The following is a 22,474-nucleotide window of genomic DNA, read 5'->3' on the forward strand; positions in this document are numbered from 1 at the left end:
TTTACCTAAGTAGAAGTGCTCAGCTATGTCGATGATCACCACTTTTTGTAAATATACACAAGGATTGAACATATGGTGGAAATTAATCGTGCAAACCAAGTCGTTACACAGCCACAATCCAATCGAGCTGAGCAGCAAACACTAGCCAAAGATATGCAAACACAACGCACAGAAGGGACCAATCCCACAAGTAAAGAGAAGGTTTCGCTAAGTGTTGATCAGGGGATCTCGACTGAACTATCAAAACGTCTTGATGAAGAAGCCTCCCAGCGCACTTTGCAATACATGGAAGATATGAAAAAAACGCAATCCGCATTGAAGACAAGTGTGGATGAATTTGCAGCCTTTAAAGAGGCACAAATGGCTAAAAACCCAGAATTAGATCTGAGCCAGCTAGACTTATATCAGCAAAAAGATGGCTCTTTAAAGCTCACCGGATCAAACCTATCTGCTGCACAACTGTCCGAGTTGGAGCAAGAAATAGCAGGTAATGGGAAGCTAGTGGAAGCATTCTCGCAGCTCCATACTGGTATCGCACAGGGTCTCAAACACAGAGATTCAGTTGGCTATGGCGAGCTTCAAGCTGACGACCTTCGTGGCGCCCTAATGCTTAACGAATTGACCGAACGTTATAGTGACCAATTTCGCTCTGATGGTTTTGGTCAAGACTACAAAACTATGGACGAGCAGTTAAATACCAACACGGGGTTATTTGGTCACTTTTTATTAGAGTCAGTAAATCCAAGAGTCAGCACGCGAGCGTAAGCTCGCAGACCTGAATACCACCTCTAAGTTAATATAGTTCGCTGCCACTTGATATTTAAAGGCCCGCAACAATTGCAATGCTTATTGCTTAAACTCCAAAATATCACCAGGTTGGCAATCGAGATACTGGCAAATATGGGCGAGTGTTTCGAACCGCACTCCCTTCACTTTCCCTCTTTTTAACAGTGATAAATTGGCTTCTGTGATCCCTATTTCTTTAGCGAGTTCCTTGGATGAGACTTTTCGCATTGCCATGACCACATCTAAGTTCACTACTATTTCCATCGCTAAATAAACTCCTTGTTTTCATCACTGATCTCTTGGGCAGCACGTAGCAGATAGGCAACAGTTGCTAAGATACCGAGTGTAACTAGCTCCCCAAACTCTATACCTACAACTAACTCTGTTGTTTCAAAGTAAGAAGCGTGCCAATAAGCGGTGGCAATCCCCAAGCAACCACTGTACAAGATAGAGGCGATTTTAGTGCCGATAAAGTAAATAAAGCAGCTGAAACAGTCCTGCGTAAAAAAGTTCCCGCGTTCAAAATGCACAAGCAGTTTACAGATAAAATAAACTCCTCCGATCGCTAGCAATAGAATCGGCAGAGTCGTTAAAAACAGGCTGATTTTACTTACTTTTCCCGACTGCCATAGTGCATCAAATAATGGCTCGTTATGGTAGCTCAGGCGACCTTGAGTTAGAAATTCATAACCAATAAACGCAAGCACACATCCGGCAAATAATAGGATCACCCAACGGATAGCTTTACTTCTTTTTTGAATCTTATCCAATGTCGTCGACATGCTTTCTCCAATTCAACTTGTAATGCCAGCAATATAACACAACTTTTCCACACATCAAAAAACAGCAATAAATTATCGTTTTACAATAATTAAAGGTTGTGCAATGATATTTTCAACATCAAAAAGGAGTAACCATAATGACAATAAATCTGATGACATTTAAAAAGCCGATGCTTTGCACATTCATACTGGCAAGCCTAACTCTTAGTGGCTGCCAGCTAAACAAGACAACAAAACAAAGCTCTCTTTCAAGCACCAAAGTGCAAACACAGCAGATCGACCTGACAAGTTTATACGGCGAAAGCGCAACTTCTAGTGTTACGCTATCAGCAGACGGTCAGTGGATTGCATTTTTAAAAACTTCGAATGGAGCACAAAATATCCACTTGGTTCAATCAGGGAAACAAGCATCACAAGCAATTCCTTTAACCCATTTATCTGACTCAGTGGATTCCTTTGTATGGTCACACAATAAACATGAAATTTTATTCAGCAAAGATACGGAAGGAAACGAAAACGCCCAAGTGTATAGATTACGCTTTGACCCATCTAACCTAGAGCAAAGTGTCAACGTTGAAAGATTGACGCACAATGATGAGGTCAGCTATCGACTTTTGTCACAATTAAAAGACACACCACACAAAGCAGTCCTCTTTGCAAACCATTTAGATAGTAAAAGGTTAGATTTCTTCGCTTTGGACATGAATACGCAAACGCTTTCACTGCTGCAAAAAAATGACATCGGCTTTTATTCTGCGTTGTTAGATAAAGCAGGCAACCCTACCCTAGCAACCGTATTAAATGGTGATAATTCCACAACCTTATACAAACGAGAAAACCATAGCTGGAAAGCCATCTTGCATACACAACCAAGCGAAGTCATTATGCTACAAAGCTACAATCAAGCGCAGAATACCGCATACATTTCTGGCAGTATTCAAGGTCGTGATAAGCAAGAGCTCATCTTAGTTGACTTAACCTCTGACGAAATGCGCACAATACATAAAGATCCGCTTGGCAATTCAGACCTACACCAAGCGGTCTTCAATGAAAACGGGGAAGCATTACTTGCGTCCTATTATGGAGCAAGATTACGTAATTACCCGCTAACTGCAGCCACAAAAGCGACTTTGGACGCGATTAAGTCCCAATTAGTTGGTGATTTCGACATACATGTAGAAAAAATCAATCAAAGCAAAGATCAGTGGTTTGTAAAAGCAACCTATGCCAACCAGCCTGATAAACGGTTTGTATATAACCCAACAACGCATAAGCTGGTCGACTTGTTGAACCAAGATCCTTCGTTTAACCCCGACAACTTGGGAGTTCGTAAATCGATTACCTACACAGCTAAAGATGGAGTTGAAATCCAAGCTTATTTGACTTTACCTCAAAACAATCAGAAGAACTTGCCAGCCATCATTCTGCCACATGGAGGTCCTTGGGTTAGAGACAATTGGGAGTTCAGTAGTGGTACGTTTGTTCCCGTTGCACACTACTTCGCGAGTCGAGGGTATGCAGTTTTACAACCTAACTTTAGGGGTTCCCTTGGGTTTGGTAAACATTTCACAGAATTGGGAAATAACAACTGGGGAACAGGAACGATGCAGCAGGATCTAACTGATGGTGTCCAGTATTTGATTGATAAGGGTATTGCCGATAAAGCGCGCATAGGTATCATGGGTGGCTCTTATGGGGGTTATGCTGCGCTGTCAGGTGTAACCTTCACACCAGATCTATACCGCGCAGCTGTCTCTTATGTCGGACCGTCAAGCCTTATTGCGATGATTGAATCATTTCCTGACTATTATAGACCTTATCTTGGTTCATTTTTTGCCGCGGTTGGGGACCCTCAAATTGAATCAAATAGAAAAGACATGGAATCGCGCTCTCCAATTAATTTTGTAGAAAACATTAAAGCACCTATCTTACTTATCCAAGGTGCTAACGACCCTAGAGTGCCACAGCCACAATCAGAGATGATAGCCAAGAAGCTTTTCGATACAGGTCGAGAGGTGGAATATGTACTAGCTAAAGATGAAGGCCATGGATTTCTTCAGCATAACAATAAACTAGCAGCCATTATTGCGATGGAAAACTTTTTCGCAAAACACTTGGGAGGTGCTAAATCCAGCGCTGTTGATAGCAAACTAACAGAGCACTTAGCTACATTAACAGTGGATGTCAGTAAGCTTTAAACAATATAGCTTCCAACCTACAAAAAAGCTCAGATAAGGATATCTGAGCTTTTGGGGTTGTAGTGACTGTCCAAGTCAACTAGTAGGGATCGGCTTTGTTATCGACTTGAAAGCTCGATTAAAGCTTGCTTAATGAGCTCAGGATCGGTAAATGGGATCAAGTGCTCCGTTGAGGCAATTGGTAAGTATTGCCCACCACTGGTTTCAGCAACTTCTTGTGACCACTTTCTCCCCTCAGCCTCCCATTTTATTAGATTGGCTTTCGCTTCTTCAGAGTCTGCATTGGCGATATCTAGTTTTTCAAACTCACTGTCTATCACTGAAATCGGAATACTGCTGTCTGGCTGCCAGTTTCTTACTAACTCCAAGTCGTCATGGTAGTTCATCATCTCGTGTACTCGAGTAAGTTGAGCTGCAACACTGTGGCGGGTTTGCATGATGTGATTGAAATATTGCCAATCCATGTAGTCTGCAAACTCGCTTCCTTCAAGCAGTGTTTCAATATGCGCCTGTTCTTCAGCTATTTTTCCATCCATTTTTTCTTGCCAATTACCTGCAGCAACATGATCAATCAAATCTTGTCCGTATTGACGATAAACATCAACTGGGTAACCTTGATACTGAGCAATAGAATGTGGCAGTAAAATATCAGGGTCTAACCACAACATGCTTGCTATCTTTTGTTGAAACTCCTGTGATTTTTGCATCGCAATTAGCGGCACCGAGTTACTATTTGCGTAACTCAACAAATGCACATCACTGAGATTGAGCTTTTCAAATAGTACAGGGAGGTCGTGTGCAAATTTATTCATGGAAGGCGCGTCATCAACACTACTTAATCCCTGCCCTAGCCTATCAATGACGTAAACATTAAAACTCTCTGCCAAGTAAGGCTGTAGTAACGCGAACCAAGCACTGTCACTATGAAAATGCATATTCGCGCCCGAGAGCATGACCACAGTTGGTTTATCAGCGTGCTGTTTTAATTGTCGAACATGGTAATAATCGTTGTTTACTGCGATAAGATCAGAACCTTGGGGCAGTGCATAACGACTTGTCGATTCAAAAAATGTCATTATCGATTCGGTGGTTTGGACAGGTGGTAAATTCCAGCTATGATGAGCCCCGCCTACACTAATTAGCTGCGTTTGAATATTGCGATTAGGATAGTGAGTTAACGTCACGCCTTCCGCTATTTCTTCATCAACAGATAAAGCAGCCTCATAGTTTAGATTAGCAATAATTTTAATCGCTTGAGGTGACGAGAGTAGCCCAAAATTTGCGTGACTTTTGCCATTATAAGGCAATACTGAGTCTGCTTTACCGTGCATAATTCGGTAGTTTGTAGGTGTCGAAAAATTACAGCTATCACCTAATTGGTAGGACATAGGTGCGGCAACCGTTACTATCGCATTAAACGTCTCCGAACGGTTACATAATAGGTTTTGTACAAATAACCCGCCTTGAGAAAAGCCGGTCGCGTAAATTTCACCGTCAATGACATCATATTTGGCTTTTATTTCTGCAATCATCTGATCAACAAAGCCTAAGTCATCTACACCTAAACGATGTGCCTTGTTACAACCACAGCCTTCATTCCACTCTTCATTTTTTGATTTGGGATAAACAACAATATAATCATCGTTTTGCTCATGTAGCTTGGTTAAACTTGCCATACCGTAAGCAGTCCCTCCAGAACCATGAAAAGCCAACATCAGCTTGTACGCTTTATGTGGCTTTTCAATCGGCTTCATATAATAGTAACGCTCATTGAGTTGATGAACCTCAAAACCGTTTACGGGTTTTAACACTCCATCGTCATTGCTTAACGCCTTTTTGCTGTCGCTACTGCTGCCACAACCCGCGACTAAAGCTGCGAGTGTTAAACCTAACGCCTGTTTTAAAAACATTCGACTTGTCATGTTGGCCATTCCTATTTTATTGTTTTCATGTACTCTAAATACTTTGAAAAAGGGCGCGACGAATTTACATGAAATCGTTGTGAGGAATTCCTTACCAATAAATATAAACAATATAATCAAAGGGATAATAAATGCGCTATGAGATTGCAGCCATTCGGTTTGATACGGTTAATCGAACGCTGACGAGTAGCACAGACTCCATCAGACTTGAGCCTAAGCCTTACTTATTGCTACAAACCTTAATTGCAGCAAATGGTAATGTTGTTTCGCGCGATAAGCTCATTGCAGAAGTGTGGCAAGGTCGCGTAGTCACAGAAAGCGCAATCAATAAAGCCGTGTCGACGTTGCGCCAGTATATGAATAAATTAGATGGTAAAACTGAGTATATAGAGACTATCCCTACCCTTGGATACCGACTGATTCCCGCAGTCACAAGTCATACTCCGGCAACAATAAATAAGACCAGCTCCCGGATCGTGCCACTTTTAGGTGCTTCACTACTTATTACCAGCGTATGTGCATTTGTTGCCTATCAGCTCATGCAGCCTGCGCAAAATAACAAACCTCTCGCGCCACAAAAATTAACGAGCCAGAGCGGTATTGAACTGCAGTTAAGTAGCGCGACTCAATATAAAAGCTTTAGTTACCTGCATCCTACGAACACTCAGCAGGCGGAGTTGTGGCTCAATCACAGCGAGCAACATAGAAAGCTGTTTTCAGGCAATATCAGCGCACAAGCCTTAAGCTCAGACGCCAAACACATTGCCTATATCGACGATGATAATGGCTGTACCGTAAAACAGTTTGATATCACGCAGGCACAGCACACGACGCTATTCTCTTGCCAGCCTATCGAAAACATTAAACTAATATGGGGCGCAAATCCGCACGACATCATTTATCGAAAACGCACAAATATACATAGTGGATACGGCCTTTACCGTTTCGACTTGAATACAAAACAACATATCCAGCTAACGCTTCCTCCAACCTCAGGAAACCTCAGAGGCGACCACCTATTTAGTTTATCCACAACTAGAGACCAGCTCGCCGCCGCACGCTACCTTGGAGAAGATAAACACGAACTGACGGTGTACGATTACCCAAGCATGTCAGTAAAGAGCACCGTTAAGTTACCTTATAATCTCACGGCACTAACTTGGTCTGCTAGCGGGCAATCGATTTACTTTAGCGCAGGCAGCAGCATTTATCGCGCCGATATAAAATCGAGCAAAGTAGAACTGCTTCACAAGCTCACAGCTCCAATCGAAAGCCTAGTATTACAAGATAGCAACGAGACCCTGCTCTTTAACCAATATAAGTTAACTAGCCTAATTCACCTTTTCGACGTATCGGAGCAAACCTTTTCACCACTTGTTGATAATCAGGCATTGAATCGCTTACCTCGCGCAAATCAAATGCCGCGAGTTTGGTATATTTCAGATCATGGCGCGCATTCCGCCTTATGGTCTATCGACACTGAAACACAACAACACACTCAAGTTGACTTGGCTCACATTTTTAACTTTCAACGTTATCAACTCAACAATGACGCTTCTAAAATACTTTTTGAATATCAAGACGCCATTTACCAGTTTGCTATCAACAGCCAAAAAACAACACAACTTATAGGTTCTGAGCTTAAGCCTTACGTTGCCAATTACAGCCAAGATAACAATGAAATCATTTACAGCAGTGAACGCTCTGGTAGTTGGCAGTTATGGTCTCTAAATCTAATAACAAACCAACATCAGCAACTTACAACACAAGGTGGCTACAGCGGCTACAAGCTTAATAATGTGTTGTATTTTACCAAGTTTACACAGCCCGGAATTTGGCAGCTGGAAGACGGGCAAGAGTCTGCAGTTGTGACGGATGTACCGGTGAGAAACTGGCTGAATTGGCGACTCAGAGATAATGCGCTTTACTATGAAAAAGACAAAAGTATCTGGCGATTTGACCTGAAGACTAAACAAGAAAAGCTGTATTTCACCCCGCCACAACGATTTATTGGACAGTTTGATATATTGCAAAATGGCGATGTGGTTTTCAGTGAGCTGAAGCAATCAAGTGGTGAGCTTTGGCAATTAACCGTGAAAAATTAAAGTACAAAAACAAAAAACCCAGCCGAAGCTGGGTTTTTATTGATTCTTGAAACGAATTACTTGATTTTCGCTTCTTTGAAGATCACGTGTTTACGAACCTTAGGGTCGAACTTTTTGATCTCCATTTTTTCAGGCATGTTACGCTTGTTCTTGTCGGTAGTGTAGAAATAACCAGTACCAGCAGTTGAAACTAAACGGATCTTATCACGCATGATTCAGCTCCTTAAACTTTTTCGCCGCGAGCACGGATATCTACTAATACCGCGTCGATGCCTTTTTTATCGATAATACGCATACCTTTAGTAGTAGTGCGTAGAGAAACGAAACGCTTTTCGCTTTCAACCCAAAAACGGTGTGTTTGTAGGTTAGGTAGGAAGCGACGCTTAGTAGCGTTGCGCGCGTGCGAACGGTGGTTACCAACCACTGGGCGCTTACCTGTAACTTGACAGACTTTAGACATGTCTATGTATCTCCAATAACTTCGCTCGAGCTTAATTTTCCCTTAAAGGCCTTTTAACTGCGTGCCCTAGGTAAAATCAAAGGGCGCTCTTTATACAGTATCTACAGGCAGAGATCAAGGATCTGATCCTACTGAAATCAGCTCATGGGTAAATTTGATAGCGGCCAATTATAATGATCCGAAGCCCACTAGGAAAGTAAAAACTGCATTTAAATTGAACTAATTTATAAAATTTATACAAATATGCTGATTTAACGAGCAAATTTCTTTTTTGGCCCTTTCTACATCGTAATTTTCACTGTTTAATTTTCGTGCTTATACGTATATTTGGGCAGCAACACTCCACCAGCTACCTCACACTTCGAGTAAAAGCTGAGTGATCAAGCTCCATTCCATTTTGCTCAGTTCAAAAGGACAACTTGAGAAAGCGAAACCCACCTGATAAAACAGCAACTCAGCTTAAATCAGTCCTCGCTCGGCAAACGAAATACAATGACTTCCGGCGACGATTAAATGGTCAAGTACATTAATATCAACCAGTGCCAAGCCTTGCTGCAATTTTTTCGTGATGAGTTTATCCGCTTCGCTGGGCTCTGCCACGCCCGATGGATGGTTATGGGCAAAAATCACGGCTGCACTGTGGTATTTTAGTGCCGCCTTTACTACTTCTCTTGGATAAACCGAAGCCGCGTTAATTGTGCCGTGAAACAACACTTCATCTTTTATCAGGCGATTTTGGTTGTCTAGATACAGCACCATAAACACTTCATGCCCAAGCCCCCGTAGTTGAGCACTCAAATAGTCACGTACCGCTGTCGGGTTTTGAAATACCGTTTCTCTTAAGCACTCTTCTTTTAGATAACGCCGACTTAGCTCCAAAACGGCCTGTAACTGAGTGTATTTAGCAACGCCTAAGCCTTTTAACGCTGAAAACTCTTCTAACGAGGCATTGAATAAACGCTGTAACGTTTGCTGTTCTTGCAACAAGGATTCGGCAAGCTCTATGGCATTTAATCCTTTGATCCCAGTGCGTAAAAAGATAGCCAATAACTCGGCATTGGATAACGCCTCAGGGCCTTGCTCTATTAACTTTTCTCTTGGTCGTGCAGATTTGGGTAAGGCTGATATTTGCATCCTACTATTCCTTATCTTTGTATGTCTCCTTGACTAAATTAAGCTTAGCGGGTGATCACGATTATTCAAAAGCAAACACAGACTGTGATATCTTTAGTTTATTGATACTGTGATCGTATAAAACAAACATGCAAAGAAATAAACGCCTCTTACTTGGGATCAGCGGTGGTATCGCTGCTTACAAATGCGCAGAACTCGTTCGCCGCCTAAAAGAACAGCAAATAGATGTCAAAGTGGTGATGACTGAGTCTGCTAAGCACTTTATCACGCCACTGACAATGCAGGCGGTCTCTGGTGAAATCGTTTCTGACTCTTTGCTTGACCCACAAGCAGAAGCATCAATGGGCCATATCGAATTTGCAAAATGGGCAGACCTAGTGCTGGTTGCTCCAGCGACCTCGAATATCCTCGCCAAAATGGCGGCGGGTATTGCAGATGATTTACTGACCACATTACTGCTCGCAACGCCCGCGCCTGTTGCCGTAGCGCCGGCAATGAATCAACAGATGTATGCGCACCTATCGACTCAAGCAAACCTCAATACCTTAGCTTCACGCCATGTCCAAATCTGGGGACCCGGTAAAGGCGAGCAAGCCTGCGGAGATGTAGGCGCAGGACGCATGCTTGAACCCCATGAGTTGGTGCAACTGTGTTTAGCTGCACTTCGCCCTACTGAGCAAGTATTAACAGGAAAAACGGTAACTATCACTGCAGGACCGACACGCGAAGCATTAGATCCGGTGCGTTTTATTACCAATCACAGTTCAGGAAAAATGGGTTTTAGTCTTGCTGAGGCGGCAAAGGCTCTAGGTGCAAGCGTAAATTTGATCGCAGGCCCGGTTTCACTGAATACCCCCACTGGAATTACTCGAATTGATGTAGAAAGTGCTGAGCAGATGCAACAAGCTGCACTCGAATATGCCGTACAATCGGATATTTTTATCGGCTGCGCGGCGGTCGCTGATTACCGTGCAGCCACCGTTGCCGAGCAAAAGATTAAAAAGCAAGGCGATGAAATCACACTTACACTGGTCAAAAACCCCGATATTATCGCCACTGTCGCAGCACTAAAACAGTCTCGTCCTTATACCGTTGGCTTTGCCGCTGAGACGCAGAATGTCGCCGAATATGCGCAAGGAAAATTGGTCAATAAAGGGTTGGATATGATCTGTGCGAATGATGTGTCGGATAGCACAGGTGGTTTTAATTCTGATAACAACACATTGACCCTATATTGGAAAAAAGACCGACTTGAACTCCCTCACTCTAGCAAAAAAGAGTTAGCACTTACTGTCATGCAAGCTATTGCCGAAAAGATAAAATAACCTTCATGTAAAAGACTGGAAAGAAACTGAATAAAACATTAACATGATACCCCGATAACGTGTAAACGAGTCGGGGTTTGCACTTCTGCGCATCACTCTCTGTGCTTAATAAACCCGGCAAAAACAATATAACAATTAGAAAAATAAGGGAAATTTCATGCCAGCGACAAAACGTAGTAATCGCAAAGAGCAAATTCTTCAATCACTCGCACAAATGCTGGAAACCAGCCCGGGACAGCGTATTACCACAGCTAAACTCGCTGCTGAAGTCGGGGTTTCAGAAGCTGCGCTTTATCGCCACTTTCCAAGTAAAGCGAGAATGTTTGAGGGGCTTATTGAGTTCATCGAAGATACGTTACTGTCACGCATTAATTTAATCCTAGAAAACGAAAAAGAAACCCGTAACCGGATCTACAACATTCTTACTTTACTCCTAGCCTTTGCAGAGAAAAATCCAGGGATCACACGTATTTTAACGGGTGATGCACTACAAGGTGAGCAAGAACGCTTACGTGAACGAGTACAAAGCTTATTTGAAAAGCTTGAGACGCAATTCAAACAAGTATTAAGAGAGCGCAAACTGCGAGAAGGTAAGGCATTCACGAGTGAAGAAAGTGTATTGGCTAACCTATTCTTAGCTTTTGTTGAGGGTAAGATGAATCAGTTTGTCAGAAGTGACTTTAAAGCAAAACCAACCGCGCAATTCGATAAACAGTGGGTTGAGCTTGAGAAAATCTGGCTTTAAACACCTGCGGCTAGCCGCTTAAATACATCCGCACACCGCAGAGCATTTTAGTTTCACCGTTAAAAGTGATAAAAACATCATAAATACATACTAAAATGCTCTAAATATGACTCTAAAACTCTCTCTCTTAAGCGCAGCACTTTTTAGTGTAAGCAGCTTAGCAGCTAAACCCAGCCTTGAATTTAAAGATGTTTTTGATTTTCGTTACCCTCAGGGTACGGTGATCTCCGAACAAGGCACATTCCTCGGCCTAAGTGCAAAGCCTTACCGTGGTGACAGCGAAGGCCAAGTGTATTCTCTCAATAATAAAGCACTGATTGCATCGGTTCCCCGTGGCACGAATCCAGTTATCAATAAAGGCGGTCAATGGGTTGGCTTTACCCAGCGCCCTACCCTACTTGAAAAAGAAACGGCAGATAAAAAGAAGAAAAAAACACTAAAAAACAACTTAGTGTTGGTGAACACCACAACTAAGGCCCAGCAAACCTTTAGCTCGGTTAAAGATTATCAACTTTCAGATGATGGCCTATGGCTGGTGTATCGTGAGGATGCAAAAAAAGGCGACAACAAATCAGACGCAAAAGCGAATACAGACGAGCAAACTAATGAGCTCAAAATCAGTGCAGATAAAGGCGACGAAACCTTAACGCTTGTAGTGCTGAATCTTTCTAACAATGAGAGCACTCGCTATGACGACATCGCAGCATACAAAGTAGCACCAAATAGTAACGCGATACTGGTCAATCAGCGCAGTGAAGATGGCAGTAAAAACCGTGTGGCCGTTATTGACTTAGCAAGCAATCAAATCACAAGTCTTATTGATGAGCCCGGTGTGACTTTAGGAGACATTGCTTGGCAACCCAATTCTCAACATGTCGCTTTTTATTTAGGTAATTATGTCAACGATGACAAGCGCCGCCGCGACTACCAACTCAAATTATGGTCTCCAACAAGCAATAAAATAACCGACATCCACAACCCAAGCGGTTGGTTTTCAGGCAAGACAGCATCAATCAAATGGTCTGAAGATGGCTCACGACTGTTTTTTGAAAATCGTCCACAGCTTGAAGAAAAAGCCAAAGTGCTTAAATACACAGATGAAAGCTCACTTTTTGATTACGATACCATTCGCCAGCAAAAAGGCTTAAAGGTTTGGCACAATGCCGATCCTGAAATCAAAACTCGAGAAATAAAAACATGGAATGAAAGCCGTCGAGATCAACATTATCAAGCGGTTTATCATATTAATGGCGAGCGTGTAGTACAGCTTGAAAACCTTCAAGTGCCTGCTATTTCACTGCGCACAAACGCAAATTTTGTGCTGGGCAGCGACGATACTCCCTACCTAAAGCAGATTATGTACAAAGGCTTTTATCGCGACTACTACAGCGTTGATATCAGCAGTGGTGATAAACAACTCATTGTTAAAGAAAGTTCAAATCGCCCTACCGTCGCGCCTGATGGTAAACATGCGGCCTATTTCGACGGTGAACAAGTCTGGTTGAAATCGCTATCCACACAACAGCTTACCCCAGTAAGCAAAGCGGTTAAAAACGCACTATTTGCTGATGATAAACATGATAAGCCAGAACCAAATGAAGGGTTTGGATTTGCTGGTTGGCAGCTCGATGGTTCGACGCTCTACGCCTACAGTAAATATGATATTTGGGCATTTGATACCAAAACGGCAAAAGCAACTCGACTAACTGACGGCTATAAGACCCAAACACAATACCGCATTGAGTATAAAGATAAGGACAAACTAGGCTTTAACCCAGACGATACCTTACTGTTAAGTGCGCACAACCTCGAAAATAAACAAACGCATATTGCAACGCTTTCTCTACAAGATAACAAGTTGCAAACTGTTTTGTCTGGCGAAGCTAAATATGGTGTGGTGAGAAAAGCCAAAGAGGCGGACACTTATATTTTCACAAGACAGTCTTATCAAGAATTTCCTGATTATTGGGTCTCAGATAGCAGCTTTAATAACCCGACAAAACTCACAGATTTAAATCCACAGCAGCAGACATTTGCTTGGGGCCAAAAACCTGAACTTGTGAAGTACAAAGGCTACGATGGCGAAGATCTTCAAGGCGTGTTAATCAAACCTGCTAATTATAAAGCCGGTGATAAAGTGCCAGTGGTGATTTACTTCTACCGCTATATGAGTCAGCGCATGTATGACTTCCCGAAAATGGAGTTAAATCACAGACCAAACCTGCCAATGTATACCTCAAACGGTTATGCGATATTCTTGCCTGATATTCGTTTTGAAATCGGCCACCCAGGGCGCTCTTCAACACAAACCATGATCAATGCAGCACAAGCGCTGATTGATACAGGTGTTGCGGATCCGGATAAAATTGGCTTACAAGGCCACTCTTGGGCTGGTTACCAAAGTGCATTTATGATCACACAGACAGATATGTTTAAAGCGGTTGTGTCTGGCGCGCCAGTATCTAATATGACCTCTGCGTTCAGTGGGATCCGTTTAGAGTCGGGTCTTGCAAGACAGTTCCAGTACGAAACAGGCCAAAGCCGTATCGGTAAACCGCTAACAGAAGCGCCTGAATTATATATAGAAAACTCTCCAGTGTTTTACGCTGATAAAGTAAACACGCCGATTTTGATCATGTTTGGTGATAACGACGGAGCAGTGCCTTGGCAAGAAGGTATTCAATACTATTTAGCCTTAAGAAGACATGATAAAGACGCTATTTTCTTGCAATACGAAGGTGAACCGCACCATCTGAAAAAGCTGCCAAATCAGCTAGATTATTCAATTCGTATGAAAGAATACTTTGATTATCACCTGAAAGGATTGCCACCAGCAGAGTGGATTCAATCCGGTGAAGCATTTATCACGGAAGAGTAAGCAACTCCACAGGTATTCATCGTCAAGGACACCATCACGGTGTCCTTTTTTTGGCAACAATTTACTCATTCCTTTGTTTTACTTTTATCTAGAAATGTTTTGTTTCAACTTTCATCCGTATAATTTCGTTATAAAAAAGCTCATATCTCCATTACATTTGACGGTTTTACAAACGAACCATTGAACTTTCAGTAGATGCGTTGTAAGTTCTATGTTGCAGGAACATTTTCCTACTCTGCTAATAAATAAATAAATAAGGAAATAAGATGAAACTTTCTAACCTATCAGCAACGATCAGGCTATCTCTACTGGCTTGTTCAACGCTGACTGCAGGCGTATCAGGTATCGCCCACGCTGAAGAAACAGATGCCAACGCTACTAATAGCGTAGAACGAATTGAGGTTACTGGTACTCGTATCAAGCGAGCTGCCATGACCGGTGCGAGCCCTGTAACAAGTGTTACGGCCGAAGACATTAAAGTTGCAGGTATTACTAGGGTAGAAGATCTACTCAACGATATGCCTGCAATCTTTGCTGACCAAACTTCAGGCCAAGCAAATGGAGCTACAGGTACCGCAACAGTAAACCTTCGTAACTTAGGCACAGAACGTACATTGGTACTCGTTAATGGACGTCGCTTGCCTTCTGGTTCTCCTGTTGCTGGTGGTATCGGTGCTGACCTTAACCAAATCCCAGCAGCTTTAGTTGATCGTGTCGATGTGTTAACTGGTGGTTCGTCAGCAACATACGGCTCAGACGCTGTTGCTGGTGTTGTAAACTTTATCATGAAAGACGACTTTGAAGGCTTCCAAGTTGAGTATCAAGGTAGTGTTTATCAACATGATAACGACCACAAAGACATGCAACGAGCACTAAAAGATAGAGGCTTCCCGGTACCTGACGGAAGTCAATGGGATGGCGACACCCATGATATCTCTCTGACTTTTGGTGCAAACTCTGCAGATGGCCGTGCTAACATCACAGGTTACGCGACTTGGCGTGATATCGAAGAGGTGACACAGGATAACCGTGACTACAGTGCTTGTGCTATGAATATAAACGCGACAGGTACACGTGTCTGTGGTGGTTCAGGAACAATTCCAGATGGCCGTATTACCGATTTCGATACCTATGACTACAAAGTATCTGGTACCGATCTAGTTCCTACAGCTGGCACAGTATACAACTACGGCCCACTAAACTATTTCCAACGTCCAGACAAACGTAAAACATTTGGTTTACTAGGTCACTATGATTTTAACGACAGCCATACGTTTTATGCTGAGTTTAACTACATGGACAACCGCACAGTGGCTCAGATCGCACCTTCTGGTTCATTCCTGAATCAAGTTGATATTAGCTGTGATAACCCACTACTTTCAGCTTCACAAAGAAATACGCTTTGCGGACCTGACGGTGTTGCAACAGATGGTGTTGTTAAGGGTGCTTTCATCGGTAAACGTAATGTTGAAGGTGGCCCTCGTCAAGACGATATTCGCCATACCTCAACTCGTTTTGTACTAGGTGTTCGCGGTGAAATCGATGACAACTGGAGTTATGATGCGTATATGAACTTTGGTAACGTATCATATGCTCAGACTTACCAAAACGACATGTCTACAACCAGAATCATTCGTTCATTACAAGCAACAACAGATGATGAAGGTAACGTGGTATGTAAGTCAGTTGTAGATGGTAGCGATCCAACCTGTATTCCTTGGAATATTTTCGATCCAGCGAACATCACTCAAGAGCAAATCGACTATCTAACTATGCCTCTATTTGCTCGTGGTGACACGAGAACAAAACAAATTAGTGGTTATGTTACTGGTGACCTTACTGAGTACGGTGTTGTAGTACCTGGGACTTCCACTGGTGTGGGCGTGGTATTTGGTCTTGAGCACAGAAAAGAGTCGCTAGACTTCAATCCGGATCAAGGCTTCCAGTCGGGTGACGGTGCAGGTCAAGGTGGTCCAGTTCTTGGCGTAAGTGGTGAATTTGACGTCAATGAATTCTTTACTGAATTTAACGTACCTTTAGTTGAAGACTCTGAATTTGCTGATTATATTACTTTAGAGTTAGCTTACCGCTACTCTGATTATTCAACGGATAAAACAACTAACACCTATAAAGGTGCGTTTGATATCCGCGTTAATGACCAACTTGGTTTGAGAACAAGCTTCCAACGCGCAGTGCGTGCTGGTAACGTACGTGACCTATTCAGATCTGCTGGTTTAGGTTTGTTTAACTGGGAAGATCCATGTGGTGGCGCGAATCCAACTTTAACTGTTGAGCAGTGTGCCAGAACAGGTCTTGATCCATCTAAATATGGTTCTAACGCACTAATCAACCCAGCAGGTCAATACAATAGTATCACTGGTGGTAACCCAGACCTAGAGCCTGAGAAATCAGATACTATCTCGTTTGGTATTCTATTATCTCCTGAAGCCATTGAAGGTTTAGACATTGCGATTGACTACTTCGACATTACTGTTGAAGACGCAATTCAAGAAATCCCTGAAGCAACAATCTTCAATCAGTGTGCGATTAATGGTAACGACGAGTTCTGTGGACTGATTAACCGTGGTCCAACAGGCTCATTGTGGCTAGGCCAGGATGCGATCACTGCGATTGATACCAACATTGGTAGCGTAGAAACAAGCGGTATCGATTTTGATGCATCTTACCGTTATAACCTACCTGATGATATGGGTCTTTTACGCTTCAAGCTAATCGGTACATGGCTAGATAAGTTTGCAACGCAAAACTTACCAGGTGGTGATATTGACGATTGTGCTGGTCGTTGGGATAGAGCGGTATGTGAATACCCAGTTCCTGACTTTAAGTCAAACTTCTCAACAACTTGGGTAACACCTTGGGATGCAAACGTTACAGCAACCTACCGTTATGTAAGTGAAGTGAAGGAATTCGCACGAAATGACGACGGTCAAGTAATCGATGGACCAGTTCCAATGACTGCGCGTGACTACGTTGATATTGCAGTAACATGGAATGCTTCTGATAACCTGCAATTCCGCGGTGGTGTAAATAATATCTTTGATAATACCGCTCCACTAGTACCAAATGGTCCTGCAGGCCCAGCAAATGGTAACACTTACCCTGGTTTCTATGATTCTTTGGGTCGCTATATCTTCGCAGGTTTCACATTTAGACTGTAGTCTAAAGCCCGCAAGATTTAGTCGTAACTATGAGCCCCCGCAAGTTTAAAGCTGCGGGGGCTTTTTTAGTTTAACGTCACTCTCACACCACTGCTTAATCATGATGCCTAGAGGGCAAATATCTATTAACTACTCATCTGACATCAAAGCTTTTTAATAAGGTGAGCTATTTTTGAGGTTAGAAAGTCTTGTCGCTTGCTCCGCATCCAGCTAGCAGCAAGGCACCTAGTTGTTCTAAAAAAGAAGTTTTTAACGCAGTTAGCGTCAGATTTTTCTCTCACATCGAGTGGGTATTAAGACTATTTGGTATTAAAACATGAGATACCATGCACACAATAATATCTATCACCGCTAACGTTCATACATCGTAATCACAATTAAATAACCTGAGCTTCGGATAATTAATGCCTTTCTAGCAGCCAGTTTTAGCGCTAACTGCGTTGAATTCACTTCCAATAGCCAGCTATTGGTGCATAAATTCGCCTTGTTATCCCTAAAACTGTCTGGCTAGATAAGGGGGATAATTTAATGTGTTATTAAAAACAATGAGTTAGCTCATTCCTTATCCAAACCTCAGGTTAAATAAGTGGAGATAGTCAGGAAAGATAAAGCGTAATTTAAACTTGAGAGAAAGAAAGGTAATTGCTCTAAAAGAGGAGTTTTCAGCGCAATTCGCAACCGTTTCCTCAATTAGAGCAAATAATTAGACTGCTCGTGCTAGTCTAACAAAGCGAAATTTACTGACCGCCCTGAACGCCAACAGTACTCTGCTGTCGGTTAAGCATGTCTTTCGCCGCACGTCGATCATGCTCGATCTGGTCTTTAGTACGACATCTTCGTTTTGTAAACTTACTACCAGTGATGATATCTTGCTTACAGTATAAATCATCTTGATTCTTAGCTATCGTGCTCTCATTATTGTTTTTTGCCGACTCGGTCGTTGAATTACAACCCGTCAGAAGCACCAATAGGACAACACAAACTCCTGCGATTTTCATAGCAAATCCTTTATTATTGATAATACAAAGTACCTAAGTACATTTAAGAACGGAGTGTTCAAACTTTAGTCTAATCAACATTACAAAGAAAAGCAATTGCACCGATTTTAACAACACAATTGTCTAATTTGACTCTAAAAATTCAAGCAAGTCTCGCTCAGGCATTGGCTTTGCTAATAAAAATCCCTGTACCTCATCGCAGCCAAGCTTTTGTAGCACCGTCATTTGCTCTTCTGTCTCAACACCTTCCGCAATTGTTTTTAGGCCAAGATGCTGACCTAAAGAGATGACAAGATCGGCAATTGCACCGCTGTCATCATGAGGAATATCTTTGACAAAAGCACGGTCGATTTTAAGCCGTGCTAAAGGAAGTTTTTGCAAATAGCTCAAAGAAGAAAATCCAGTACCAAAGTCATCAATGGCCACCTCAACACCAAATTCTTGTAACTCTTGGAGTGTATTGATCACTGAATTTACCTCATCCATGACTACACTTTCTGTCACTTCAAGCTCAATATGCTTAGGCTCCACATTAAACGACAAAATCGTATCTTTAACCTGCTGTGCATAGTTTGGCACCTTAAACTGCGGCACAGAGACGTTAACAGCAATACTAAGCTCACCGAATCCCTGTTGCTGCAACGTTGCCTGCAACTGACAGGCTTGTTCTAGTACCCATTGGCCAATTTCGACAATAAGCCCCGCATTTTCCGCAAGCGGAACAAAAATCGCAGGGGAAATATAATTCCCGTTTCCTGAAGGCCAACGCAACAAAGCCTCACACCCAATCACCTTGCGATCAGCAATAGAAAACTGAGGCTGATACCAGACCTCGAGTTTTTTCATCTCAAAATCTTGCCTGAGCTGTCTTATTAACCCCAGCTTCCAAGCCATTTTTTCTTCTAAATCTGGGGTATACCAATCCAGTGGAATACTCGACTGTTTTGCTTGGTTAAGCGCAATATACGCAAGTTTTAAGGTCTCTATTCCTTGCGGTTGAAAGTCTTCTTGACGGCACACTCCAATATGAAAGTGCATAGTCAACAAATGCTCCCCGACATGGTAGGGCACGCACAAGTTATCAATAAAAGACTCTTCATCAAACTGCGACTCTGGCATTAAAAAGCCAAACACATCCGCACCTATACGTGAAATTAACTGGGCCTCAGGAAACTCAATACTAATTCGCTCAGCAACTCCTAATAACAACAAGTTCCCAACTTCTTGGCCTAAACCGTTATTGATGTCAGAAAATTGAGCAATATCAACAAGAATAAAAACGAGCGACTGTTGTTGGTTAAAGTACGACTCTATTTTCTCGATAAAATTAGCGCGATTAGGCAGTTTGGTGAGATTATCTTTGTAAGCAACCTCACGTAATTCATTGAATAGCTTAATATTATCAAGACCAACACCAACGTTCGTTAGGAATATCTCAGCAAACTTCAATTGCGCTTCCGATGGCTCAGCCTCTAGCTCTAAATAAATGGCTGCTTTTTTGTTTTTGCTTTCAAGTAAGAAGGTAATGTCATGTGCGGTAGATTGGTGGGATTCGGTATCAATACAGTTTTGTACTTGCATGATGACACGACCATTATCAAGCTGCTCTATACCATGACCAAAGAATTCACGGTACTGCTCACTACCGCCAAACACCCTTAAATGCATATCATCATCTAGGTAACCACTCACTAAGCCTTCGCCTGACGCGTCTAAAATATTTGCCAATTGGGCAACGACCGCTGCTGCAAAGGAGCCCATATCGGTATGACCGAGTATGGCGCGAGAAGCTGAAAGGATCTGCTCTAGTGCGTGGCTTTGCGCTTCGAGCTCACAAATTTGTTGATAAGAACGGATAGCGGTAAGTAAAGAAGTAACCAGTTTGCTGCGGGTGAGTTCTGTCTTCATTTTATAATCGTTAATGTCGAACTCACGAATGATCTTTTCTTCCGGTGCATAACCCGGTTGACCTGTACGCATAATAATACGTACTGCCATATTTTTGATCTCTTCGCGCACTCGACGCACGACATTAAGACCAGCATCATCGGTTTCCATCACCACATCGAGTAAAAGGATACTGATATTATTTTGTTCTTTTAAAATCTCAATGGCTTCTTTGCCAGAATAGGCATGAAAAAACCTGAGCTTTTTGCCCCAAAACTCTAAATTAGACAGCGCAAGTTTAGTAACAGAATGGATCTCTGGATCATCATCAACGACTAAGACATCCCAAAAAGCACTTGTCGTTTCTTCTTCTTGAGTAACTTCTTCGTGCTCTGCAAACAAATAATCTTCTTGCTCAGGTGCCATGTTTTACCCTTTAAATCCGCACTACTCTTTAATTATAGGCACTGATTCACTCCAGTGTTTACCATCTTACAAAATATGGTACATTTTTACTATTACAGTTCTGTTTGATTAACATACATGAAATATTATAGTCGAGCATAGAACAAAATAGATGATTTAGCATACTTTTTACCAAAGAGGATTCTGTATCAAACGTTTATCTACTCCTATTAGAATGCTGATGATTTTGGCACTTGTCATTGTGATTGCTGGTTTAGCGATGCCACACCATTATAAAGTGGTAAAAAGCACCGATATTTCTGCAAATAACACAACACTCTCTCCATTGGTATTATCCCATTGGCCAGCATTATTTAATTGGCAAGCAACCGAAGACATCCACTTTCGTATTTTGCCAAAAAAGCAACGAGTGGGTGGTTCAGCAGTGTTAGTGCATCCTTGGGGAGAAGCAGAAATGACCATCACCAAAATCAACGAACAGAGTTTAGAGCTGTCATTACATGTAGACGATGAACATTTAGCCAAAATTAGCCTTAATTTGTTGACTGCTCAGGCCGATAAACAACTGACCATCACGATTGAAGGAAGAGCTAATACGCCGTTTATTGGCAGTTTTATCGCACTTTTTATGCAGCAGTATTTACAGCAACTAACTAACTCTGCAGTGAACCATATGCACACACTGTATAAACTACGAGCTTGATATGGCAGTCAAAAATGCACAAGTAAAGTCGGCTTTAGCGCTTTCGATTGAAGAAAAGCTCGGCTACCCCATGGTGAAACGGATCACACCGCTTGTCACTCAAAATGACCGTTATCAGTCTGATAAAAATAAAGACAACCAGTACACGGTGCGAACTCAACATGGCACACTAAAACGTGCTCTAAAGCGCCAACAATTAATCAAAATCCAGCGCCAGCAAAACCTTGAGGCCATTATGGGCATGGCGCTTACATTATGCCCCGAGGTTACTGCCCGAGGTCGCCCCGATCCCGATTGGTTGGAGCACTTCATCACCCTTGCAGAAGACATTGCCAATCACTCTATGCAAAAGTTGTGGGCAAAGATATTAGTGGGTGAAAGTATTACACCCGGCACTTTTTCAATTAAAAGTTTGCAAACCCTAAAAATGATGACCCAACGTGAAGCAACCGCGTTACAAAGATGTGCTCCACTGTGCGGCTACTTAGAAAAAGAAGACAGCTACCTTATTCTTCATGGCTACTATAAAAAGCCATCTATTTTTGATTTGTTACGTAAAGGCAGCACTGAATCCATCAACTTAAGCCAAGCTGGGCTGAACTTCCCAAATATACTTACGCTGATGGATATTAATATCCTTTACCGGCAAGAAATTGAGTCCGCATCGCTACAAAAAGGACAGTCAATGCAGCTGGTGTATCTGCGTAAAAAAATGACCTTAACGGCCAAATCCAATGACTTGGTGCTGAGTTATTACAAGCTGACGCAAACCGGAGACGAGCTAAAAAAATTACTCCAAAGCCCGATAAATAAACAATACAAACAACTTGTAGAAAAGGCCTTTGAAAGCGAGTTTTCTCTCGAGTGGGAAGAGAGATAAAGAAACTATTCTATTTACCAAACAAAAACAGCTTGGTCGATCACTCGTACCAAGCCGCTAAAGGAG

General features: G+C 42.3%; 17 protein-coding genes. 9 read left to right on the forward strand and 8 right to left on the reverse strand.

What is annotated here, in order from left to right; all coding sequences use genetic code 11:
• Positions 1-72 precede the first annotated feature (72 nt).
• Complete coding sequence (locus EXT47_RS16300) at positions 73-765, forward strand: hypothetical protein (protein WP_039492857.1); 693 nt, start codon at positions 73-75, stop codon at positions 763-765.
• A gap of 81 nt (positions 766-846) precedes the next feature.
• On the opposite strand, the gene EXT47_RS16305 is transcribed toward EXT47_RS16300, so the two are convergent.
• Positions 847-1,050, reverse strand: coding sequence for a helix-turn-helix transcriptional regulator (locus EXT47_RS16305; protein WP_039492858.1), 204 nt, complete (start codon positions 1,048-1,050; stop codon positions 847-849).
• 2 nt (positions 1,051-1,052) lie between these two features.
• Positions 1,053-1,568 (reverse strand): hypothetical protein, encoded by a 516-nt coding sequence (locus EXT47_RS16310; RefSeq protein WP_039492859.1) that lies wholly within the window; start codon positions 1,566-1,568, stop codon positions 1,053-1,055.
• A 137-nt stretch (positions 1,569-1,705) separates the two neighbouring features.
• On the opposite strand from EXT47_RS16310, the gene EXT47_RS16315 reads away from it, so the two are divergent.
• Positions 1,706-3,766 (forward strand): S9 family peptidase, encoded by a 2,061-nt coding sequence (locus tag EXT47_RS16315; protein ID WP_130127075.1) that lies wholly within the window; start codon positions 1,706-1,708, stop codon positions 3,764-3,766.
• 98 nt (positions 3,767-3,864) lie between these two features.
• On the opposite strand, the gene EXT47_RS16320 is transcribed toward EXT47_RS16315, so the two are convergent.
• Positions 3,865-5,688, reverse strand: coding sequence for an alpha/beta hydrolase (locus EXT47_RS16320; RefSeq protein WP_130127076.1), 1,824 nt, complete (start codon positions 5,686-5,688; stop codon positions 3,865-3,867).
• Positions 5,689-5,819: 131 nt separating this feature from the next.
• On the opposite strand from EXT47_RS16320, the gene EXT47_RS16325 reads away from it, so the two are divergent.
• Positions 5,820-7,793: a winged helix-turn-helix domain-containing protein gene (locus tag EXT47_RS16325; protein WP_130127077.1), complete on the forward strand. Its 1,974-nt coding sequence runs from the start codon at positions 5,820-5,822 to the stop codon at positions 7,791-7,793.
• A gap of 56 nt (positions 7,794-7,849) precedes the next feature.
• Here the strand turns inward: EXT47_RS16325 and rpmG are convergent, their stop codons facing one another.
• The 3 genes from rpmG to radC all read right to left on the reverse strand — a co-directional run bounded on the left by rpmG (position 7,850) and on the right by radC (position 9,387).
• Positions 7,850-8,005, reverse strand: coding sequence for a 50S ribosomal protein L33 (gene rpmG / locus EXT47_RS16330; RefSeq protein ID WP_010364212.1), 156 nt, complete (start codon positions 8,003-8,005; stop codon positions 7,850-7,852).
• Between the two features lie 11 nt (positions 8,006-8,016).
• Positions 8,017-8,253 carry a 50S ribosomal protein L28 gene (rpmB, locus tag EXT47_RS16335; protein ID WP_010376746.1) on the reverse strand — a complete coding sequence of 79 codons (237 nt, stop codon included), beginning with the start codon at positions 8,251-8,253 and terminating at the stop codon, positions 8,017-8,019.
• A 459-nt stretch (positions 8,254-8,712) separates the two neighbouring features.
• Positions 8,713-9,387, reverse strand: a complete 675-nt coding sequence (gene radC / locus EXT47_RS16340) for a DNA repair protein RadC (RefSeq protein WP_017219072.1) — start codon at positions 9,385-9,387, stop codon at positions 8,713-8,715.
• Between the two features lie 128 nt (positions 9,388-9,515).
• Here radC and coaBC point away from each other — a divergent pair, with 128 nt between their 5' ends.
• The 4 genes from coaBC (at position 9,516) to EXT47_RS16360 (ending at position 17,514) form a co-directional block, all read left to right on the forward strand.
• Complete coding sequence (gene coaBC, locus EXT47_RS16345; RefSeq protein ID WP_130127078.1) at positions 9,516-10,712, forward strand: bifunctional phosphopantothenoylcysteine decarboxylase/phosphopantothenate--cysteine ligase CoaBC; 1,197 nt, start codon at positions 9,516-9,518, stop codon at positions 10,710-10,712.
• Positions 10,713-10,869: 157 nt separating this feature from the next.
• Positions 10,870-11,457, forward strand: a complete 588-nt coding sequence (gene slmA / locus EXT47_RS16350; protein ID WP_010376740.1) for a nucleoid occlusion factor SlmA — start codon at positions 10,870-10,872, stop codon at positions 11,455-11,457.
• Positions 11,458-11,563: 106 nt separating this feature from the next.
• Positions 11,564-14,335 (forward strand): prolyl oligopeptidase family serine peptidase, encoded by a 2,772-nt coding sequence (locus tag EXT47_RS16355; protein ID WP_130127079.1) that lies wholly within the window; start codon positions 11,564-11,566, stop codon positions 14,333-14,335.
• Between the two features lie 266 nt (positions 14,336-14,601).
• Positions 14,602-17,514 (forward strand): TonB-dependent siderophore receptor, encoded by a 2,913-nt coding sequence (locus tag EXT47_RS16360; protein WP_130127080.1) that lies wholly within the window; start codon positions 14,602-14,604, stop codon positions 17,512-17,514.
• 737 nt (positions 17,515-18,251) lie between these two features.
• Here the strand turns inward: EXT47_RS16360 and EXT47_RS16365 are convergent.
• Together EXT47_RS16365 and EXT47_RS16370 are read right to left on the reverse strand one after the other, a co-directional pair.
• Entirely contained in the window at positions 18,252-18,512 is a 261-nt protein-coding gene (locus EXT47_RS16365) for a hypothetical protein (RefSeq protein ID WP_010376734.1), read from the reverse strand.
• A gap of 123 nt (positions 18,513-18,635) precedes the next feature.
• Positions 18,636-20,825 (reverse strand): EAL domain-containing protein, encoded by a 2,190-nt coding sequence (locus tag EXT47_RS16370; RefSeq protein ID WP_130127081.1) that lies wholly within the window; start codon positions 20,823-20,825, stop codon positions 18,636-18,638.
• Between the two features lie 220 nt (positions 20,826-21,045).
• Here EXT47_RS16370 and EXT47_RS16375 point away from each other — a divergent pair, with 220 nt between their 5' ends.
• Together EXT47_RS16375 and EXT47_RS16380 are read left to right on the forward strand one after the other, a co-directional pair.
• Positions 21,046-21,528: a hypothetical protein gene (locus EXT47_RS16375; RefSeq protein ID WP_039492987.1), complete on the forward strand. Its 483-nt coding sequence runs from the start codon at positions 21,046-21,048 to the stop codon at positions 21,526-21,528.
• Position 21,529: 1 nt separating this feature from the next.
• Positions 21,530-22,408, forward strand: a complete 879-nt coding sequence (locus EXT47_RS16380; RefSeq protein WP_010376727.1) for a TIGR03899 family protein — start codon at positions 21,530-21,532, stop codon at positions 22,406-22,408.
• The last annotated feature ends 66 nt before the right edge of the window (positions 22,409-22,474 follow it).

This window comes from Pseudoalteromonas sp. CO342X, assembly GCF_004208915.1.
Taxonomy (GTDB): Bacteria; Pseudomonadota; Gammaproteobacteria; order Enterobacterales; family Alteromonadaceae; genus Pseudoalteromonas; species Pseudoalteromonas maricaloris.

Excerpts from the sequence above, each read along its gene's own strand:
- EXT47_RS16300 (WP_039492857.1), top strand. The coding sequence starts at position 73 with ATGGTGGAAATTAATCGTGCAAACCAAGTCGTTACACAGCCACAATCC.
- EXT47_RS16305 (WP_039492858.1), bottom strand. The coding sequence starts at position 1,050 with ATGGAAATAGTAGTGAACTTAGATGTGGTCATGGCAATGCGAAAAGTC.
- EXT47_RS16310 (WP_039492859.1), bottom strand. The coding sequence starts at position 1,568 with ATGTCGACGACATTGGATAAGATTCAAAAAAGAAGTAAAGCTATCCGT.
- EXT47_RS16315 (WP_130127075.1), top strand. The coding sequence starts at position 1,706 with ATGACAATAAATCTGATGACATTTAAAAAGCCGATGCTTTGCACATTC.
- EXT47_RS16320 (WP_130127076.1), bottom strand. The coding sequence starts at position 5,688 with ATGACAAGTCGAATGTTTTTAAAACAGGCGTTAGGTTTAACACTCGCA.
- EXT47_RS16325 (WP_130127077.1), top strand. The coding sequence starts at position 5,820 with ATGCGCTATGAGATTGCAGCCATTCGGTTTGATACGGTTAATCGAACG.
- rpmG (WP_010364212.1), bottom strand. The coding sequence starts at position 8,005 with ATGCGTGATAAGATCCGTTTAGTTTCAACTGCTGGTACTGGTTATTTC.
- rpmB (WP_010376746.1), bottom strand. The coding sequence starts at position 8,253 with ATGTCTAAAGTCTGTCAAGTTACAGGTAAGCGCCCAGTGGTTGGTAAC.
- radC (WP_017219072.1), bottom strand. The coding sequence starts at position 9,387 with ATGCAAATATCAGCCTTACCCAAATCTGCACGACCAAGAGAAAAGTTA.
- coaBC (WP_130127078.1), top strand. The coding sequence starts at position 9,516 with ATGCAAAGAAATAAACGCCTCTTACTTGGGATCAGCGGTGGTATCGCT.
- slmA (WP_010376740.1), top strand. The coding sequence starts at position 10,870 with ATGCCAGCGACAAAACGTAGTAATCGCAAAGAGCAAATTCTTCAATCA.
- EXT47_RS16355 (WP_130127079.1), top strand. The coding sequence starts at position 11,564 with ATGACTCTAAAACTCTCTCTCTTAAGCGCAGCACTTTTTAGTGTAAGC.
- EXT47_RS16360 (WP_130127080.1), top strand. The coding sequence starts at position 14,602 with ATGAAACTTTCTAACCTATCAGCAACGATCAGGCTATCTCTACTGGCT.
- EXT47_RS16365 (WP_010376734.1), bottom strand. The coding sequence starts at position 18,512 with ATGAAAATCGCAGGAGTTTGTGTTGTCCTATTGGTGCTTCTGACGGGT.
- EXT47_RS16370 (WP_130127081.1), bottom strand. The coding sequence starts at position 20,825 with ATGGCACCTGAGCAAGAAGATTATTTGTTTGCAGAGCACGAAGAAGTT.
- EXT47_RS16375 (WP_039492987.1), top strand. The coding sequence starts at position 21,046 with ATGATTTTGGCACTTGTCATTGTGATTGCTGGTTTAGCGATGCCACAC.
- EXT47_RS16380 (WP_010376727.1), top strand. The coding sequence starts at position 21,530 with ATGGCAGTCAAAAATGCACAAGTAAAGTCGGCTTTAGCGCTTTCGATT.